At 31.3% G+C, this 19,793-nt stretch carries 18 protein-coding genes, 2 pseudogenes and 1 riboswitch; of the genes and pseudogenes, 6 read left to right on the top strand and 14 right to left on the bottom strand.

The window, feature by feature from the left end:
* Positions 1-143: 143 nt before the first annotated feature.
* Positions 144-1,686: pseudogene (locus tag JCM14209_RS08855) on the top strand (Nramp family divalent metal transporter).
* 120 nt (positions 1,687-1,806) lie between these two features.
* On the opposite strand, the gene JCM14209_RS02565 reads toward JCM14209_RS08855, so the two are convergent.
* Positions 1,807-2,370 carry an ECF transporter S component gene (locus JCM14209_RS02565; RefSeq protein ID WP_025022063.1) on the bottom strand — a complete coding sequence of 188 codons (564 nt, stop codon included), beginning with the start codon at positions 2,368-2,370 and terminating at the stop codon, positions 1,807-1,809.
* 120 nt (positions 2,371-2,490) lie between these two features.
* A riboswitch (FMN riboswitch) is annotated at positions 2,491-2,610 on the bottom strand.
* Between the two features lie 38 nt (positions 2,611-2,648).
* Entirely contained in the window at positions 2,649-3,731 is a 1,083-nt protein-coding gene (locus tag JCM14209_RS02560; RefSeq protein ID WP_025022062.1) for a M42 family metallopeptidase, read from the bottom strand.
* 155 nt (positions 3,732-3,886) lie between these two features.
* Between JCM14209_RS02560 and JCM14209_RS02555 the strand changes: the two genes are divergently transcribed.
* The gene (locus JCM14209_RS02555; RefSeq protein WP_025022061.1) at positions 3,887-6,415 is read left to right on the top strand and encodes a M1 family metallopeptidase; all 2,529 of its coding nucleotides are present in this window, start codon (positions 3,887-3,889) and stop codon (positions 6,413-6,415) included.
* An 89-nt stretch (positions 6,416-6,504) separates the two neighbouring features.
* Here the strand turns inward: JCM14209_RS02555 and JCM14209_RS02550 are convergent, their stop codons facing one another.
* Genes JCM14209_RS02550 through JCM14209_RS02540 form a run of 3 tightly spaced genes read right to left on the bottom strand, consistent with a single transcriptional unit; the run spans position 6,505 to position 8,181 of the window.
* Positions 6,505-6,729: a YozE family protein gene (locus JCM14209_RS02550; RefSeq protein WP_025022060.1), complete on the bottom strand. Its 225-nt coding sequence runs from the start codon at positions 6,727-6,729 to the stop codon at positions 6,505-6,507.
* An 11-nt stretch (positions 6,730-6,740) separates the two neighbouring features.
* Positions 6,741-7,337: a YpmS family protein gene (locus tag JCM14209_RS02545; protein ID WP_025022059.1), complete on the bottom strand. Its 597-nt coding sequence runs from the start codon at positions 7,335-7,337 to the stop codon at positions 6,741-6,743.
* Complete coding sequence (locus JCM14209_RS02540; RefSeq protein ID WP_025022058.1) at positions 7,324-8,181, bottom strand: SGNH/GDSL hydrolase family protein; 858 nt, start codon at positions 8,179-8,181, stop codon at positions 7,324-7,326. The genes JCM14209_RS02545 and JCM14209_RS02540 overlap by 14 nt, the downstream gene beginning before the upstream one ends.
* A gap of 82 nt (positions 8,182-8,263) precedes the next feature.
* Here JCM14209_RS02540 and JCM14209_RS02535 point away from each other — a divergent pair, with 82 nt between their 5' ends.
* A complete protein-coding gene (locus JCM14209_RS02535; RefSeq protein ID WP_025022057.1) occupies positions 8,264-8,884 on the top strand; it encodes a hypothetical protein in 621 nt (206 codons plus the stop codon).
* 30 nt (positions 8,885-8,914) lie between these two features.
* Here JCM14209_RS02535 and JCM14209_RS02530 read toward each other — a convergent pair whose 3' ends face one another.
* The 4 genes and pseudogenes from JCM14209_RS02530 to dapB all read right to left on the bottom strand — a co-directional run bounded on the left by JCM14209_RS02530 (position 8,915) and on the right by dapB (position 13,368).
* The gene (locus JCM14209_RS02530) at positions 8,915-9,448 is read right to left on the bottom strand and encodes a dihydrofolate reductase (RefSeq protein ID WP_035519804.1); all 534 of its coding nucleotides are present in this window, start codon (positions 9,446-9,448) and stop codon (positions 8,915-8,917) included.
* Positions 9,438-11,339 (bottom strand): ABC-F family ATP-binding cassette domain-containing protein, encoded by a 1,902-nt coding sequence (locus tag JCM14209_RS02525; RefSeq protein WP_025022055.1) that lies wholly within the window; start codon positions 11,337-11,339, stop codon positions 9,438-9,440. The genes JCM14209_RS02530 and JCM14209_RS02525 overlap by 11 nt, the downstream gene beginning before the upstream one ends.
* 21 nt (positions 11,340-11,360) lie before the next feature.
* Positions 11,361-12,577: pseudogene (locus JCM14209_RS08850) on the bottom strand (CCA tRNA nucleotidyltransferase).
* Positions 12,574-13,368 (bottom strand): 4-hydroxy-tetrahydrodipicolinate reductase, encoded by a 795-nt coding sequence (dapB, locus tag JCM14209_RS02515; protein WP_025022054.1) that lies wholly within the window; start codon positions 13,366-13,368, stop codon positions 12,574-12,576. Before dapB ends, JCM14209_RS08850 begins: the two are co-directional and overlap by 4 nt.
* A 156-nt stretch (positions 13,369-13,524) precedes the next feature.
* Here dapB and JCM14209_RS02510 point away from each other — a divergent pair, with 156 nt between their 5' ends.
* The gene (locus JCM14209_RS02510; protein ID WP_025022053.1) at positions 13,525-14,340 is read left to right on the top strand and encodes a site-specific integrase; all 816 of its coding nucleotides are present in this window, start codon (positions 13,525-13,527) and stop codon (positions 14,338-14,340) included.
* Positions 14,341-14,439: 99 nt separating this feature from the next.
* Here JCM14209_RS02510 and JCM14209_RS02505 read toward each other — a convergent pair whose 3' ends face one another.
* Both JCM14209_RS02505 and JCM14209_RS02500 read right to left on the bottom strand, forming a co-directional pair.
* The gene (locus JCM14209_RS02505; protein WP_025022052.1) at positions 14,440-15,702 is read right to left on the bottom strand and encodes a tetratricopeptide repeat protein; all 1,263 of its coding nucleotides are present in this window, start codon (positions 15,700-15,702) and stop codon (positions 14,440-14,442) included.
* A 30-nt stretch (positions 15,703-15,732) separates the two neighbouring features.
* The gene (locus JCM14209_RS02500; RefSeq protein ID WP_225349673.1) at positions 15,733-16,212 is read right to left on the bottom strand and encodes a GNAT family N-acetyltransferase; all 480 of its coding nucleotides are present in this window, start codon (positions 16,210-16,212) and stop codon (positions 15,733-15,735) included.
* A gap of 304 nt (positions 16,213-16,516) precedes the next feature.
* Between JCM14209_RS02500 and apf the strand changes: the two genes are divergently transcribed.
* Positions 16,517-17,458 (top strand): aggregation-promoting factor, encoded by a 942-nt coding sequence (gene apf / locus JCM14209_RS02495; RefSeq protein WP_025022050.1) that lies wholly within the window; start codon positions 16,517-16,519, stop codon positions 17,456-17,458.
* Between the two features lie 29 nt (positions 17,459-17,487).
* Here the strand turns inward: apf and JCM14209_RS09985 are convergent, their stop codons facing one another.
* Positions 17,488-17,652 carry a hypothetical protein gene (locus JCM14209_RS09985; RefSeq protein WP_155830656.1) on the bottom strand — a complete coding sequence of 55 codons (165 nt, stop codon included), beginning with the start codon at positions 17,650-17,652 and terminating at the stop codon, positions 17,488-17,490.
* 135 nt (positions 17,653-17,787) lie between these two features.
* Between JCM14209_RS09985 and JCM14209_RS02485 the strand changes: the two genes are divergently transcribed.
* On the top strand, positions 17,788-18,117 hold the full coding sequence (locus JCM14209_RS02485) for a rhodanese-like domain-containing protein (RefSeq protein ID WP_025022049.1): 330 nt from the start codon (positions 17,788-17,790) through the stop codon (positions 18,115-18,117).
* A 1-nt stretch (position 18,118) separates the two neighbouring features.
* On the opposite strand, the gene JCM14209_RS02480 is transcribed toward JCM14209_RS02485, so the two are convergent.
* Both JCM14209_RS02480 and JCM14209_RS02475 read right to left on the bottom strand, forming a co-directional pair.
* Positions 18,119-18,976, bottom strand: a complete 858-nt coding sequence (locus JCM14209_RS02480) for a metallophosphoesterase family protein (protein WP_025022048.1) — start codon at positions 18,974-18,976, stop codon at positions 18,119-18,121.
* Positions 18,969-19,766 (bottom strand): DUF4931 domain-containing protein, encoded by a 798-nt coding sequence (locus JCM14209_RS02475; protein WP_025022047.1) that lies wholly within the window; start codon positions 19,764-19,766, stop codon positions 18,969-18,971. The genes JCM14209_RS02480 and JCM14209_RS02475 overlap by 8 nt, the downstream gene beginning before the upstream one ends.
* Positions 19,767-19,793 lie beyond the last annotated feature (27 nt).

The following is a 19,793-nucleotide window of genomic DNA, read 5'->3' as shown; positions in this document are numbered from 1 at the left end:
CAAATTTCAATTAAAATAATACCGAAATGCCTATAAAATTAGTTTTTTGTGTAAAAGTTTTGTATCCCTAAAAAAATCTTTTACTATCCAAAAAAATAGTGTATAATTACAAACTGTAATAGATAGAAAGGTGGTTTATTCTTTTGACAGATAATAACAAGCCAAATAATCATCAATTTATTTCTTATGCAAATGGTAAATCATTAGAAGAAGTAAATGATACAGTTGAAATTCCAAAAGGTAAAGGTTTTTTCAAAACTTTACTTGCATATTCAGGACCAGGTGCTTTGGTTGCCGTAGTATATGGATCCGGGTAACTGGTCTACTTCAATTACAGGTGGTCAAAACTTCCAATACCTTTTAATGTCTGTGATTTTGTTATCGAGTTTAATTGCTATGTTACTTCAATATATGGCTGCTAAACTGGGTATCGTAAGTCAAATGGACTTAGCACAAGCAATTCGTGCTAGAACCAGTAAGAGCTTGGGTATTGTTTTATGGATAATGACAGAGCTAGCGATTATGGCTACAGATATCGCTGAAGTTTTAGGGGCAGCGATAGCATTGTACTTGCTTTTCAAGATTCCATTAATTTTAGCAGTATTCATCACTGTCTTAGATGTTTTCGTATTACTTCTATTAACCAAAGTCGGATTTAGAAAGATTGAAGCAATTGTTGTTTGTTTAATTTTTGTAATATTATTCGTTTTCGTTTATCAAGTTACCTTATCTAATCCTGATTGGGGTGGCGTAGTTGCTGGATTAATTCCATCATCAAAGACTGTCGCTGAAAGCCCTGTTGTTAATGGAATGAGCCCATTACAAGGCGCCTTAGGTATTATCGGTGCCACAGTTATGCCTCACAACTTATATCTTCATTCTGCTGTTTCACAAACACGTAAATTCGATCGTGAAGATGAAGAAGAAGTTGCTAACGCAATTAAGTTTACAGCATGGGATTCAAATATCCAGTTAAGTTTAGCCTTTGTTGTTAACTCTCTTCTACTTATTATGGGTGTCGCAGTTTTCAAAAACGGCTCAGTTGAAGATCCATCTTTCTTTGGATTGTATGAAGCTTTATCAAATACTGATTTAATGTCAAACGGAGTTTTAGCTGCCGCTGCCAAAACCGGTATTTTATCAACTCTGTTCGCAGTTGCATTACTCGCTTCGGGTCAAAATTCAACTATTACAGGAACATTAACTGGTCAAGTTATTATGGAAGGTTTTGTCCATATGAAACTTCCTTTATGGGCACGCCGTTTAATCACAAGATTAATATCTGTTGTTCCAGTTTTAATCTGTGTTTCAATGACTGCAAATCAATCTGCAATTGAACAACATGAAGCTTTGAACGATTTAATGAATAACTCACAAATTTTCTTAGCTTTTGCATTACCATTCTCAATGCTTCCACTTGTTATCATGACAGGAAGTTCTCTTGAAATGGGAGATCGATTCAAAAATCGGATTTGGATTAACGTTTTAGGTTGGATTTCAATTCTTACACTTACATTCCTTAACCTAATTAACATTCCAAAAGAAATTCATTCAATGTTCCCTGCTTCTCAAAGTGGATTGGCTGACATCACTGCCGCATTGGCCGTTATTTTAATTATTGCAATCTTAATTTGGACTCTTTTGGAACTTCACTCAAGTAAAGTAAAAATCAAAAAAAGTAATTAAATAAATTAAAAACCTTGATAATTCAATGTAAAGAAATGAATTATCAAGGTTTTATTTTTGTATAAATAATTAGCTAAAATTTTCTTTTCTGGATATTACAAATATATATTTTTAATATATTTAGAATTCAGAACCTTTCTTTTTTAACCAAGCTCCTAAATGAATTAAAATCAAGATGAATACGAATGATACACAAAATCCTTTAATTAAATTAAACGGAACAATCCCATATATTACCACTTCATTAAGGGGTAAACTTAATTTTAATCCCATTAATTGTATATATAATGGCGTAATAAAACTCCAATTTGCCACTGACAAGACAACCGTCAAACTTAACGTTGCGATAAGAATTGCAATTATATATCTTACAAAACCTCTTTGATTTTTTAAAATATAGTACAGTGGTAAACTAATTGAAAATGTTGCTAGTAAGTTTGAAGTAACTCCAATCAAGCTACCGATGGAAATACCATTTAAGACGAAGTAAAGCACAGATCTTACCACAGCAATTTGAACTCCACCACTTATCCCAAATATAAAAAAGCCTACTAAAATAGGAATATCCGAAAAATCTAATCTCAAATATGGCACGATTGGAATTATCGGAATTGAAATTCTCATCAGTAATAATGAGATTGCTGCCAAAATTGAAACTATCGTGAGTTTCTTAGTGTGAATCATAAAAAAACCTCCTAATTGAAGTTTCTTCATCGGAAAATAAGTCACAATACAACAATAAAAGGCCCCTATGTAAAAAACAGAGACCTTTTATTACATTTTCAAGTTAATAGTCGTATATAACCCACTCTTCTTTCATCCAGACTTTAACTGTCGGTACTGGGATTTAACCAGTTCAACTATTAAAATAGCTCACGGACTTTACCGCCGGTCAGGATTTTCACCTTGCCTCTGAAGATAACTTATTCGATTCATTTCTATCTTAACATAATGAATTACAATTAAAAACTTTTAAAACTTTTTAATTTTTCAATATCTAAATCAGTTAGAATCGCTTTAGTTAATTCTACGGCTGCTCGGTAGTCGTGGTATGTGGCAAAACAATATGGTGAATGTTCATAGCGCACTGGAATTCCAATCACGATTGTCGGAGCCCCATTTTCATAATAGATGGCAGCCCCATCTTGTCCGCCGCCAGTTCTCACTGAACGTGTATAAGGAATACCTTTTTTATCTGCCAAATCGCAAACATATTGCTGAAACTTCGGATTAGGAATAAAAGTAGTATCCATATCACGTAACATTGGGCCTCGATTTAATCCTGTTTGTGATAACCAGTCTGGAGTAAAAGTATCATCAGCTGGACAAGATTCTAACACAATCGATACATCTGGTTTAATCTTTCGAGCTGTTACATATGCTCCACGCAATCCAACTTCTTCTTGTGATGATAAAGCTGCAACTATATCCATTTTAGAGTCAACCCCTTGTAATTCTTCTAAAACGGTAACCATCACAGCAGCACCAAAACGATCATCAAAATCTTTCCCAAAAAATATTCCCGTCTTTTCATTAAACATGCATTCAACATCTACAAATATTGGACATCCGGTATCAATTTTGTAAACCTCTAGCGTTTCTTGTCTCGTAGATGCTCCAACATCAATTGACATCTCTGAAATTTCGGGTACACTATTTTTTTCGCTTTCAGACATAAAATGTGGTGGCTTTGTCGCAACAACACCTGGGATGAATTCGCCCTCTTTATTTTTAATTTTTACTTTTGTTCCTGGAATATTATATTTAACCCATCCACCAACTGGGACAAATTTTATTTGCCCATTAGGTCGAACTGCCTGTGTCATAAAACCAACTGCATCTGAATGAGCATCTAATTGTACAACTGGTTTATTCCCAGTATTTTCATTTCTATACGCATACAAATTTAACATACCATCTGATTCTACATTAGCATATGGATTAATTTTATCAGCGAATAATTTTACAAATTCATGCTCGAACCCCGAAATAGCGTTTGCATTTGAAAATTCTTTGAGCATATCAATTTCACGTTGTTTTTCCAAAATAATCTCCCCCATGATTTAAATTAATTTTTCAATTATCATAAAATACCCCTAATTATTTTGAATACTTTATGGTTTTACCTTATTATAATCTATTCAAACAAGCAAAGATAGCGTATAATTATCTTTAATTTTAAGAAAGTGAGTGATTGATTATGTCTAAAAGATTATTAGATAGTTTCATTCCTGAAAACTATAACTTATTTTTTGATATTGATAGATCAAAAAAATTAATTACAGGTACAACTAAAATTACTGGTACTGCTCAAAATTCAGAAGTATATCTTCATCAAAAATACTTAGAAATTAATCAAGTCTTGGTCAACGGGCAAGAAACTTCTTTCAATCAACATCCTAAATTAGAAGCTTTTTCTTTTGCTGTTCCCGAAGCAGATAATCTTAATATTGAAGTTCAGTATACTGCTCCATTAACGGATACAATGATGGGGATTTATCCTTCTTACTACGAAGTCAATGGTGAAAAGAAACAATTAATTGGGACTCAATTCGAAACAACTGCAGCTCGTCAAGCATTTCCTAGCATTGACGAACCCGCTGCTAAAGCTACTTTTGATATTGCTATCAAATTTGATGAACATGAAGGTGAAACTGTTTTATCAAATATGCCGGAAACTAAAACTGAAAATGGTATCCACTATTTTGATACAACAGTTAAAATGTCAACTTACCTTGTTGCCTTTGCATTTGGTGAATTACAAGCTAAATATACTGAAACAAATAGTGGTGTAAAAATCGGCGTTTTCGGTACATATGCACACAAGGAATCTGAGTTAGACTTCGGATTAGAAATTGCTCAAAAATCAATTGAATTCTTCGAAGATTATTACCAAACCCCATACCCATTACCACATTCATGGCAACTTGCCCTTCCAGATTTTTCTGCCGGCGCAATGGAAAACTGGGGACTAGTAACATATCGTGAAGCTTACCTTTTAGTAGATCAAGAAAATGCTTCACTTTCAACTAAGCAAGCTGTTGCTACCGTAATTGCACACGAGTTAGCTCACCAATGGTTTGGCGATCTTGTCACTATGCAATGGTGGGATGACTTATGGTTAAATGAAAGTTTCGCTAACATGATGGAATATGTCGCTATCGATGCTATTAAACCTGAATGGAAAATTTGGGAATCATTCCAAACTTCAGAAGTTCCTATGTCACTTAATCGTGATGCTACAGATGGCGTTCAATCAGTCCACGTTCAAGTTGAAGATCCAGCTGAAATTGATTCTGTTTTTGATGGTGCTATCGTATACGCTAAAGGTTCCCGTCTATTAGTTATGGTTAGAGCTCTAATTGGTGACGACGCATTACGTCGCGGATTGAAATCATATTTCGATAAGTTCAAATTCCGTAATGCAATGGGTAAGGATTTATGGGATGCACTTGGCGAAGCATCAAATATGGATATCGGTTCTATTATGAATTCATGGCTTGAACAACCGGGTTATCCTATCATTGATGTGGCATTAGAAAATGATAATCTTGTTCTTTCACAAAAACAATTCTTTGTTGGTAAAGGTAAAGATCAACAACGCATCTGGCAAATTCCTTTACATCCAAATTATGTAAATGTGCCTGAATTAATGACGGAACATAGTATTAAAATTCCTAATTATTCTGAATTACGTAAACAAAACTCTACTCCATTTAGATTAAACGTTAATAATACAACTCACATGATTGTCAACTATGATACTGAATTATTAGAAGATATCCTTGATAATTCCGAAAGTATTGATAGTATTACTCAACTTCAATTATTAAAAGATTTAGAATTAATGGCCAAAAGTCAATTAATTTCATTTTCTAAATTGGTTCCACTACTTTCAAAATTTGCTACAAGTTCATCTGCAATTGTTCTTGATTCTGTATATTCAATTGTTAACCAACTTAAACTTTTCGTTAGTCCTGAAAGTAATGAGAAAAAAGCACTCCAAAGTTTTGTTGATAAATTAAGTAAAGAACATATTAAAAATATTGGAGTAGTTCCAAAAGATAATGAAAGTAACGACAATCAATTATCTCGTCCTTACGTTTTATCAGCTTCACTTTATGCAGAAAATAAAGACAGCATTGCATCTACTCATGATGTATTTATTAAGCACGCTACGAAGTTACAAACACTTCCTGCGTCTATTCGTCGCTATGTTCTTAGCAATGAATTAAAGAACTTTAATTCAGACCTTTTATTCGATGCTTTACTAGACTCATATAAATCATCTTCAGATGCAAGTTTAAAACAAGACATCGCATTTGCACTTACAAGCACACCAAACTTAAAACAACTCCAAAAAATTGTTGCCGAATTTGAAAATTCCGCAATTATTAAGCCACAAGATTTACGTGCTTGGTATGTTGGGGTTCTATCAAATCCTGCAGGACAAAACTTAGCATGGGATTGGATTAGAAATGATTGGTCATGGTTAGAAGATACTGTTGGTGGTGATATGGAATTTACTACATTTATTACAAAAACGGCCCAAGTCTTGGATACTCGTGAAAAATTTGATGAGTTCGTTGAATTCTTTGAACCAAAAATTAATACTCCTGGATTAACACGTGAAATCACAATGGATATTAATTTGATTGAAAGTCGTGTTAACTTAATTGAACAACAAAAAGATTCAGTTAATAATGCAATTTCTAAAGAACTCGTATAGGTAAAAATAAATAACTATTTTAAAATAAAAATGGCTTTAATTTATAGAAAATTCTATAATTAAAGCCATTTTTATTTTTCCTTATTCACTTATGATAATTTTTCTTGATAATTCGCCCAAGAGTTATCAAAAATCGTCATTGAATGTAAATAACCAGCGTTCAATTCAAGATATCTACTTATTTCATCATAGTCATCTGAATTTTTGGGAAACGCTTGATCGTAAAATGCATCGTTAGCAAATTTAGCGATTTCATCGTGACTGTTAGGATTTCGTTCTGTCATTAAATATTGATAAAAACTCATTCTGCTCATTTATATTCCTCCTACTTTAATGGTACATAAACATTTACTTCTAAATCATCATTTCGCAAATCTAACTTATGTGCTTTTATAATGATACCTTGCTTATTTGAAAAACTGTTTAAAATTAATTTAATTTTCTTTTTATTTGGATTTATGTTAGCAAATTCTCCTAGATCATAATTTTTCTTAATATAACTTAAAATATACTTTTTAGGAACCTTTAGCGTCCCTATTGAAACTGTATCTACATTTAATTCAATATTCCCATCACTTGTTATTTTAGGTGTATTTACCAAAGTGAATGAAACATTTTGTCCTAATATCTTTGTTGTCCCCATTAAAATAACCTTATCAGTTACTAAAAAGCGATATTTCATGCTCTTGTCGGATATTTTTTTTCTTAGATAATAATTTATAGTTGCATTCATTTGATTTTTATCCATTGAAACATTTACTTTGGAATACTTTGATGGATTTGGAGTGGCAATTTTTTTTACTTCAGCAACTTGTTTTGGTGGAGTCAGTGCCTTACTTCCGACATAGCATCCCCCAAAAAACAACATCCCTAAAAGGCCAATAAATGCCCATTTCCAATAATTTATCTTATTTCCATTCATTCTTAGTATCCTTCATTCTTTCATATAATTTATTTGACATATACTCATATCCTTTATTATTTGGATGAAAGTTATCATCTGACGATAAAAATTGATTTTTTGCATCGCTACTATTCGATTCGACTATATTTTTTAGTTTTTTATTCTCAATACTATCCAAATCAGTCTTTGATTCATTTAATATATTCTTTTTTTCGTGGTGATAATATTGTCCTTCAGATAATTTTTTGTTTACATCAATAAAATACACTTTTTCTTGTTGATTGATTGTTTGTTTACTTAGATTATTCCATTGATCAGTATATACTTGCATCTTCTTCAAATTTGGAAAATAAACGTAAAAAGGATTGTATATACTAAACATATATACGGGTACATCAGGGTTGATTTTATGAATTTCAGTAAATATTTTCAAGATATTATTTTGAAATATTTGTTCATTTTTTGAAATTACAGGTTGCATTTTATCATTTTTCATCGCTGCTGGATTTCCTTTCATGACTTGCATAATATCATTTCCTCCGGCTGTAATAGTAATCGCATCTGCTTTTTTTATGGTATTTCGAATATTTTGTTTAGTTTCAATTCTTTTTAATATTTGGTCGCTTCTTTCCCCTGGAACCCCATAATTTATGGTTCTAACATTCACTTTTTGCTTTTGCTTCATTTCTTTTTTTATATCACCAACGTATCCGCCATTTTTATTATTATCGCCGACTCCATACGTTAATGAATCTCCAATTGCAACCAAAGTAATACTATGTTGATCAGCTTGTACTTTAGTAGGGATTATTATTACATTTAATGTTATAAGGCTGATTAAAAATAATAATTTTTTTACCATTTTTATTTCCTCCATCGTTACTTTAAGTAATATGATAAAATGACTATTAGAAATATTATAATTTTATGTTTGGAGAAAATCAATGTTTGTAGATAAGCTTTCACTAAGGATAATTATCAGTTCTGCAATTTTAACAGGGGTTGCATTAATTACATATCTTGTATTAGAAATACTAGTTTTAATAAAATCAATTTCACTTGGTAACGTTATTTTAGTTGTTTTTAATAGTATATTGCTCGGTATAGGACTAATTTATCTAATTTTAAAAACTTTGACATTATCTCTCAATAAAACAGGTGCAGCGAAAATTTTATTAATTATTACTGAATGTTTTGGTAATGTCTTTTTTGGTCTGAACTTTATTAGTATAATCCTTGCTTTTAATAAAGCATTGATTAGCTGGATATGCTTTTCTTTAATTATCTTATTTGCATGTTCAAATATTATCTTAGTAAGTACTTTAAGTAAAAATAGTCTTATTCATAAATTAACTGCGTTCTGTTCCGTAATCCAATCTCTTCTTTGCATTCTTTGCCTTGAAATTCTACACCTTAATCTTATAAGCACTATTTTATTTCTTATTGCTTTAGTGCTGTTCATCATTTCTCACGTATTGAAGCTTAGAAATTCATTAATTATTCTAGAAACTTGTGCAACCCTTCTATTTATCATATTTTGGAGTATAGCATACCTATTTCTATAAAATTAAAAGAAGTTAATTATACCTCTATTGTTAATGAGTATAATTAACTTCTTTTTTCTTAAAGATTTGAAATGTATGTGGGTAAATATTTTTTTTATCTGTTTTTCCATTAATTTGCAGAACTAAGTTAAACATATCATAATCAATAGGTATCATTTTAGTATCCCCATTAAATACATGGTTAACTTGAGTCCGATATAACTTCGTGACACTATCCACAAATATATCAAAAATTTCAGCGCCACCAATTATACAAACCTCTGGGACTTGTAACTTATTCATCCATTTTTTTATGTCTTCTACCGAATTATAAACTATGACCTGCGGATTATCCCGATACAAAGTTTTAAGTTGTTGATTTCTGGTTAAAACAACATGTAATCGATTAGGTAGAAGGTTGGGAAAACTTTCAAAAGTCTTTCTTCCCATAACAATTGGTTTATAACTAGTTACCTCTTTAAAAAATTTTAAATCATTAGGTAACCTCCAAGGTAATTTACCCTTATAACCGATATTGCCTTGTAAATCTTCTGCCCAAACAAAAGATATCTCTTTACTCAACATATTTACCTAATTCTTCCCAACGTTCCATTTTTTCTAACACCAACATATCTAATTCATCAATTTTTTGTTGTAATTCACCTAATTTACCATAATCTGATCCATCTACTTCTAACATTTCAGCTTGAAATTTAGATTTTTTAGCTTCCATATCCTCAATTTCTGCCTCTAATTTTTCATATTCTAGTCTTTCGGCATATGTTAATTTAACTTTTTCTTTTTTGTTGCCTTTTTCTGATTCTTTTACAGTTTCAGCATCCGTATGTTTCTTAGCTTTGTTCACTAAATTATTATTATCAGCTTCATGTTTCAAATATTCTGTAAACATCCCTGTATATCGATCAATTTTTCCGTTTCCTTGGAAGATTAATAAATTGTCAGCTACTTTATCCAAGAAGTAACGATCGTGTGAGACAGTAATTACTGTTCCCGCAAAATTATCTAAATAATCTTCTAATACTGTTAAAGTTCCAATATCAAGGTCATTTGTTGGCTCATCTAATAACAAGACATTTGGCTGTTCCATTAGTAATTTTAATAAGTATAACCGTCTTTTTTCTCCCCCTGAAAGTTTTCTAATCAACGTTCCATGCATAAAGCGAGGAAATAAAAATTGTTCTAGCAGGCTGGTTGTACTTATTCTTTCACCATCTGTATTAACAATTTCTTCGGCAACTTCATTAAGATAATTAATGATTCTTTTGTCTCCAGGAATATCTTCTGTTTGTTGACGATAATATCCTAATTTTACGGTTTCACCAATTGTAATTGTGCCACTATCTAATTTTCTAATACCAGCAATCGTATTTAGAAACGAAGACTTCCCAGCTCCATTGATACCAGTAATGCCGATCCTATCACCTGCTTGAATTAAAAGGTTTAAGCCATCAATGATTTTATGATTATCCACGCTAAGAGTGGCATCGTTTATTTGGATTACTTTTTTTCCTAATCGTTGTTGCCCTAAGTTAATATCAACTTTCTCATCAACTTGAACTTTATTTAAATTACCTTTTAAATCGTTAAAACGATTAATTCTAGCTTGTTGCTTTGTTGTTCGCGCCTTGGCTCCCGTTTTCATCCAAGCTAATTCTTTTTTATAAAGTTGTTGTTGTTTATGTTCTTGAAGTAACTCTCTTTCAACGCGTTCAGCTTTTTGCTGTACAAAATCTTGATAATTCCCTTCATAACTATATATCTTTCCAAAAGAAAGCTCCATAATTTGAGTAGCAATTTGATCTAAGAAATATCTATCGTGCGTTACTACCAATAAAGCTCCCTTATATGATGATAAATACTGTTCTAACCATTTAATTGAATCAAAATCAAGATGGTTAGTTGGTTCATCAAGGATAAGTAAGTCTGGTGCTTGAATTAAAGCTTGAGCAAGACCCACACGTTTCTTTTGCCCCCCAGAAAGGGTATTTACTTTTTGATCTAAATCTTTAATATGCAATTGAGTTAAAATAGTTTTAACATCACTATCTGCAACCCATGCATCTTCTTGATTCATTTTTTCTTCCGCTTTGATATATTTTTGTTCGATTTTTTTGTCATTTGGTTTTTCACCATATAACTTCAATGCCTCTTCATAATTACGGATAGTTTGAAAAACAGGAGCTGCTCCTTCAAAAACGGCTTCCATGATTGTTTTGTTTCCATCAAATTCCGGAGATTGTTTTAAATAACTAATACGGTAGTCATTTGGTTTAACTAATTCTCCCGTATCTGCAGGATCAATTTCCGCCAATGCATTTAATAAGGTTGTTTTTCCGGAACCATTTGTTCCAATTAAACCAATTCGATCATTTTCATTAATGATAAAGTTTAGATTTTCAAAAAGCGTTTTTTCCCCGTATGTCTTAGTTAAATTTTCGACACGTAATGTTTGCACTATAAATTCACTCTTCCTTAATTAATTATCTGTTGATACTAAATCCTGAGCTTTTTTGATCAGATTACCCTCATTATTTTTAAGATTTCCTTGAACAACCTCTTTTTCAAGTTCCTTAAGAATTTTTCCTAGTTGAGGGCCAGGTTTTATGTTTAATTTCTTAATCAAAATGCCACCATTTATTTTTAGCTCTGCTTTATCTTTAATAGGCAAAGCATTATATTGGCTTTCAAGCAGAGCGTCATCTATCCCAAATCCCAGTAATTTTGCAACTATATTAGCTGTTTTTAACGGACTTAATCCCGCTTGATAATAATCGTCAATTTGTAAATTTTGTCTTTTAATTTTTTCGACACACTTCAAAGCTGTTTGTACATGTTTGATTAATTCATTTGAGAGTTTCCACTCCTTCATAAGCTTCCCAGATTCATTACTTGTAACATAGCCTAATTTATAACTGATAAATGTCCAAGCAACGTATTCATCTGGAATAATTAAATGAGACATGGTTGCAATATCTTTTAACTCTGATAATTTATTTTCAAATTTTGGACTATATTTGTATAGATTGGTTTCTAAAAATTCTTTGATTCCTTGGTTTGGGTTTTTACCTAATAAAAGTTTTACCCATTCTACATGAATTCTTTCGATAGCAATCTTTTCTAGTAGATGCGCATTTTTTTTGATTGCCATAAAAGTTTCACTATCCATTTTAAAATCTAATTGGCTTCCAAATCTAACTGCCTCATCATTCTTAATGCATCTTCATTAAAGCGCTCATTAGGATCGCCAACAGCACGGATAACCTTCATTTTTAAATCCGTCAAGCCATCAAATAAATCAATAATTTCACCCGCTGCGTCCATTGCTAAGGCATTAATTGTCAAATCTCTACGTTTTAAATCTTCTTGCAACGAACGCACAAATTCCACTTTTTCGGGGCGGCGATAATCTTGATATGTTGATTCAGTTCTAAATGTAGTAATCTCGTATCCTTCACCATGGTCTAGTACCATCACGGTTCCATGTTCAATCCCTGTATCAACTGTTTTATTAAAAATTTGTTTTACTTCTTCAGGATAAGCACTAGTTGCAATATCAACATCGTGAATTGGTAATCCTAAAAGCGTATCCCGTACACTTCCACCAACAAAGTATGCTTCATATCCTGCATCTTTCAGTGTATTTAAAATCGGTAATGCTCGTTTAAATTCTTCTGGAATTTTTTCAATTATCATAATAGATTTTCTAGCCCCACTAATAATTCGTTATAGTTTCCAATTTTTTCAACTGCTAATGCTACACCAGTCATAAATGAACTACGATCAAATGAATCTTGACGAATTGTTAATGATTCTCCTAAACTACCAAAAATAACTTGTTCGTGAGCCACATAGCCTGGTAAACGGACTGAATGAATTTTCATCCCTTCAAAATCAGCACCACGAGCTCCAAGCATTGTTTCTTTTTCATTTGGATTTCCTTGGTGATGGGCAGTTCGTACTTCAGAAATCATTTTAGCTGTTTGAACAGCAGTTCCACTAGGTGCATCGAGCTTATTGTCATGATGTAATTCAATAATTTCAACATCTGGCATAAATTCCGCTGCTTTCTTTGCGAATTGCATTAGTAATACGGCTGAGATTCCGAAGTTTGGCGCAATTAATCCACCAACCTCATTTTCTTTTGCTAATGCTTTTAATTCCACCAATTGTTCATCCGTTAAACCTGTTGTTCCAACAACTGGTGAAATTTTATTTTCAATTGCAAACTTCACATTTTGATAAACTGCACTTGGCACAGTAAAATCAACCCAAACATCAAAATCATTTTTTTGGGCCGCAACTTCTTCGTAAGTCTTATACACTGGTACGTTTTGATCTTGAAATTCTGTATATTCACGTAAATTATCTTTACCAGCAAATGGACTGAAAACTCCTGCCAATTCAAATTTATCATTTTCAATTACCATATTTGTAGTTTTGTTACCCATACTACCATCAAAACCTGCAACTAAAACTTTAATCATCTAAAATACCTCCTTAGATACTCTTATTTATATTTTCCATTATACCAAATTTAGATACCTTTAAAATAATTTTCTATCTATATAATCCATGTTAAGATTAATACGTATTAAACTTCATAGCTTAACTAACACAGTATTATCTAAAGGAGGAACTCAATGAAAATTCCATACCAAGAAATTTTTGAAAATATGCTACGTACTCAAAAAACATTAGAAAACAACACTATTAACAGTATTCTCAGCGATGTAGAGAACTTTTTTAAGTTTATTAATCATTTACATAATAACCCAGTTACAATCGATAAAATCGAGGATATTGATGTTAAAGCCTATCTTCGTTTTTTGATTGAAGATAAACAGATTAAAAATTCGACATATAATAAAATACTATCTCACTTAAATACTTATTTTAGATTTATATTTTCTATGAAATTGAGTCCAAATTACCCAACTTTAAATATCAAAGGTAAAGATAAAGTCTCTTCAAAAGATGAGTTAACTACTACTAATTGGACAAAATACCTCCCAGAAATTCTTTTAAATCCAGAAATTTCATATTACACTAAGCTAACATTGCTTTTATTAAAGAAATATTATCCTATAAAAGATATCATTGCCCCGGGTTTTTATAAAAAATTAGATTCCATCTCGTTTTCAGATATCGAAAGCAAATTTTTAGAAGAGTTTTTTGTTTTTATTGCCCCTTTACAAAAAAAGCAAGAAACAAATGATCTTTTTATTAAGCAACGCCAACAAAATATTGCCCATCCCCAATTAAGTTTACCAGCCTTGCACAAGTACCTAAAAAAAGATCAACCCATGATAAATTTTGACTTGTCACCGAAAAAACTTAGACAAGAAGTAATCTTAGAGTATTTATCTAAAAATGAATTATCCTCAAGTGAAGAATTGCTTGAAGTTCTTCATTTGGATGACAAACAATCCTTACGTTATTATCTTAACTTAATGTAACTTGTATTATACATTCTAGTTAATTTAAAAAATGGTATGGACCTTAATACTAAATTAAGATCCATACCATTTTTAAATTATTTTGCATTATACAATTATCTAAAATTCTTCTGTTAATTCTTCAAGTAACGCAGCCATTTCAATATCATTTGGTGAGTCATTTAAAACTAATTTAGCAAATCTAATTGCTTCATCTCGCATCCCATAGTTACGATAAAATTGAGCGGCATCACGATTAAATTCGTTATTGTTAATTGTTTGTGCGGCCGCATCATAAAATTTACCCGCTTTTTCATAATCATCTAGTGCTACATATGAACGTGCAACATTCCAATATAATTGTGGATCAATTTCGTCATTTTCTAAATAATTTTGAATAAAGTCGATATTTTCTTGATGCATCCCTAAATTATAATATACATCACTTAACATAATTACCAACGAAAGATTATCTGGTTCTTGACTAAGCGCAGTTATTAAATACTCCTTGGCCAAATCCAACTTTCCAACTTTAGTTGCTACCTCACTCGCTTTTTGATACAAGCGAATATTATATTCATCAACTGCAATTCCTTCTTGTAATGTAGTTAAAGCATCATTTAGTTTTCCAAGATATTCATATGCAGAAGCCAAAAATGAATATGTTGTAGGATAATCAGGCGATAGTTCTCTTAACTCTTCAAATTTTTTAATGGCATCTTCATAATTTTTCAACTCAAATAACGTTACCCCCATTTGGAATCGGCTATCATCATCTAAATCTTCATCATGAATTTGATCAAAATATGCCAATGCTTTTTCTAATTGTCCTGATAATGCATATGACATTGCTAATCTTTGTACTAAATTTACACGTGAGAATTCAGGAATTCCTTGCTTTATTAATTCTAGATACAAAGGTGTAGCTTGCTTATATTGCTTTACATTATAGTAAAGTTCAGCTAACGCGAATAAAATAACATCTTCTTGCGGTGCTAAATTTATTGCTTCTAATAACTTTTGTTCACTAACCTCAAACATTCCTTGTTGTTGATATAAGTCTGCACTTACCATTAAAGCTTCAATATATGCATCAGAAGTTGAATCTATTTGACTTAAATAATTTAAAGCCTCTTCATCTTTATCTTCACTAATTAAAATGTCTGCTAGTGCAGTTCTTAGACTATCTTCTTCTGGATATTTTTCTAAAAGATTTTCATATGCTCGCTTAGCCAAATTAGTAAAACCTAGAGAATACATTTCTTCGGCTAAACTATATACCATTTCAGGATCATCTTTTCTAAGCGACCATGCAAATTGTTTTTTTGCTTCCTCATAATTTCCTTTTTCAATTTCATCAATAGCCTTTTGCGCGTACGTCATCTAATTTCTCCTTTTATTCTCATAATTAAGTTAAATATTATTTTTTAAATTTAGTTCATATGCTAGTCTCTCAGAATCAACTTCATCAGCTACGTTGATAATCCCACGATATTCAAAAGCGTATTTCCCAACCAAATGTTGCATCGCCTTATTTACTCTATGGGTATCTATTCTGATGTTATTTACATTTTGGGCTAAAGTTAATGTAATTAAATTGCCAATAAATAAATTAGCTAAATTTTTGCCATGCATATTTGATTTAATTGCTATTCTGTGTATGGTCGCATACGAATCATCATTATTTCTCCAACTACCCTGAATTTCAGTATAGTTAGGTTCTAAACCGACTATCAAAGCAGCATACCCGACAACTTGTTGATTAACAATTAAAACATAGCCATTATCATTTGCAATATCTTGCTTTATCGTATCTTTATTAGGGTAACCATTTTGCCACTGGGGATTTCCATTACTTTTAAGTAATTCTTTAGCATCATCTATAAGTTGCATAATTTCTATAACATCTTGCTGAGTAGCTCTTCTAACATAATGCAGCATTGTACTCCCTCCGATTTAGTACGTTATTAAATTCTCTATAATATAATTATATCAATATTTACTTTAATTAAACTCTGCTGTTTCTTTTATTTTTATGAGGATTTAGTATCCTTGTAAGCTTTTTTATTTTATAAAATTTTCCTATTAACTTTATTTGTTACCCAAAATACTATATACTAGTAAGTAAATTATAAGGAGAACTATTTTTAATGAAGAAAAGAAACAAAGTTTTACTATCTCTATCAGCGCATCTGGCTTGATTGCCACTGGGGCCACAAATTCCGTTAAAGCTGATAAGATTACTGTTAAAGCTGGTGATACAGTATCTCAACTAGCATTAGATTACAGTACTACAATTGAAAATGTCCAATGTTTAAATAACTTAGAAGATGTTAACTTTATTTTAATTGGTCAACAATTAGAAATGGGCAACGGCCAAGCAGTAACTACTTCATACTACCAAGGAAATACACAGACTCTTGAACAAAATACTAATGTACAAGAAAATGTTTCCCAAACACAAGTAGCTAATGAGGTTACAGCTCAACAATCTCAACAAGTTGAAGTCCAAAGTGATCAAAATCAAAAAACATCAACTGATGTAACACAATCAGTTACATCACAAACAGATGTTGCTCAAAATATTTCTTCAACTACACAAGTAGCACAAGAAAATGTTATGCAAGATAGCACATCTACTACTCCAGATCAACAAAGTACTGATACTAATGTAACTGTTTCACAAGCACAGCCAACTACTGCTGTTACTACTAACAACAATAGTGTTTCGACACCATCATATTATTCAGCTCCTACAGACAACAATGCTGATAAGGCTGTATCACAAAATAGTTATGCTACTTCACCAAAGAGTCAAAGTGACTATAACTACAATAATAACTATAGTAAAAATTCAGCTACTAATGTAGTTGCTACAGCTAATTCAAATGATAATAAAACATCATCAGCTACTGATAATGAACAAGCTGCCAAAGATTGGATTGCTAATAAAGAATCTGGTGGGAGCTATACAGCTCGTAACGGGATCTATATTGGTAAATACCAATTAACAGCTTCTTATCTTAACGGAGATTATTCTGCCGAAAACCAAGAACGCGTTGCTGATAACTATGTAAAGAATCGTTATGGTTCTTGGACAGCTGCTAAAGATTTCTGGCAAAACCATAACTGGTATTAAAAAATAAAAAGTGATTGGTAAATTACCAGTCACTTTTTATTTTGTGAATTTTTATTTAAATAATTATATAAAAAATTAGCTAATGTCGTTACCCCAACTGCAATCAACGAAATAACTGTTCTCTTTTTCAAATCAGCTTCATAGCGTTTTTGCATTCGATAATGAGGTGTATGATTATTTTCGTTTAACTTCATATCAATCACTCCTACTTAAATTTTATCAAATAAAAAATCTAAATGCACTATTCACAATGATAAAAATAATATTTGTATTCCTCGTACTTTTATCTTAAAATTATTGATATAAATAATTTACAATCAGGTGATTTAATGTTTTTTTCAAAATTTTTTAGTAAAACTTCTAAAATATCTAATCAAAAGTTTACCGTTTTACTAAAACAGCATCCCAATATCTTACTTTTTGATTTGCGTTCACCTTCTGAATTTCATTCTTCACATATTCCTACAGCGCGTAATTACCCAATTGTTCAGATTGACAGCTATTCTGGTGAAAAAAAACACACAATTTACCTAATAGATAGTGGTACCAATAATCTCACTAGTCAAGCAGCAGCTACTCTTAAAAATAAGGGTTATAAAGTAGTTATCATCCAAGATGGATATATGAATTGGGATGGCCCATTAATTTCGGATAAATAAGCTAACACTCTTTTTTTAGGGTGTTTTTTATATACTCTTTAACTTGTTTTTCATAACCATAGATTTCATTATATTTTTTTAGTAATTTTTTATCATGGGTATGAACTTTTCCAGTTTCCATTTGCAACTTATACAATTCCAAATATGGTAATTCAAAATTGATTGCACGTTGATACTCTTCTCTCAAATCGTAGAATACTTTTCGAAAATCGCTGCTTTTAATTCCATCTTCGTCTATTTCAAGAACTAGATATTCGGCTAACATTTCCTCTTGAAATTTATTCCATTTAAAAAAAGGTTGCCCCACGGATCCAGGATTAAATATCATCCGTTCATCATCGCTATAGCGCATAATTGGATGATGAACATGTCCGTAAATATATACATCACATTTTTTAAAGGTATTAAAAGGAATATCAAAATTTTTTTGTTCAGCTGTAGGATATAATTTCTGTCCAAAATTTTTTTCTGGTAAATTATGTCCAAGTCCAAAACGTGTTTTTTGGACTTGGATATCAGTACATATCTTCCAAGATTTCATTTCATCAATTACTTCTTTTGTGAGATATTGACTTAAATTTTGCGCTAATTTCCCAATATATATCTGGCTCATCCTACTAATATCAGTTTTACCTTCAATCCCTTTTATAAGCAAATCATCCCAATTTCCACGAACACAAATTGAGGGGTTCATTTTTTTAAATAAAGTCCAAAGGTTCATTGCCCCTGGTCCTGGAGAAAATAAATCTCCTAAGAACCAATAATCATCTACTTCAATTTTTTGAGAATCATTATACACTGCGTTTAAAGCAGTATAATTTCCATGAATATCTGAAATTATTGCTATTTTTTTACTCATTGCTATTTTCCTTTTCTCGAAGATATTCTAAAAATCCTTGCTTGATAGTCTCAAGACTTTCATCAAAATTAACTTGTGAAAGCTTATATCCTACAAAATATGGGCTTACAAGATTACGTGGACATATTTTACAGATAATATCTCCATTATCATGATAGAAAAATAAATTATATGATCCATATAGTCCGTTGTAATAGCTATCACTTAAAATATACTTAACAACATTTTGAATTTGATCTGCTAATTGATTTTGTGCTGCTTCAGTATTTTGCGAAATTTTAACATTAAATTCGATGAAGCCGGCAATTGGTTGCTTTGAAATATTCACTTCTACTTCATTATTTTTTAATAATACTAAACCATTAAAATTTTCGCTACTAATTTCTTCGTATCCATCAACTTCATTCAAACCCACAATTTGAAAATGAGGATGACGTAAACTTCCCCCTGACTTAGGCCCAAAATTTTTGTACAATAGAACACTACGATATTTATTTGTATCTTCCATTTTCTTCCAGCATTCCAAAACAAATTGAATAATTTTACGATTTTCATCTATTGAATAGTTACTTTGGTCACCTAAATGTTTTTTGGATTCAATAATTATCGTTTGGGTTGTTTCTTCTAATGTTCTAAACTTATTCATCAACCAAATCATATCGTCCTTTTCAGCAATAATATCAGTTAATTCTTCCCGATTACAAAATGGACATTTATTTTCTTTTTTTCTAATATTTTCTGGTTTCTTCTTAGCCACATTTAACTTAAAAATTAATGGTTTTCGCTTCATTTCATACTTCTCCTGATACATAAAAAA

The organism is Ligilactobacillus hayakitensis DSM 18933 = JCM 14209 (assembly GCF_000615845.1).
Taxonomy (GTDB): Bacteria; Bacillota; Bacilli; order Lactobacillales; family Lactobacillaceae; genus Ligilactobacillus; species Ligilactobacillus hayakitensis.
Note: the sequence above shows the minus strand (reverse complement) of the source record. Positions and strands in the feature narration are given on the sequence as shown.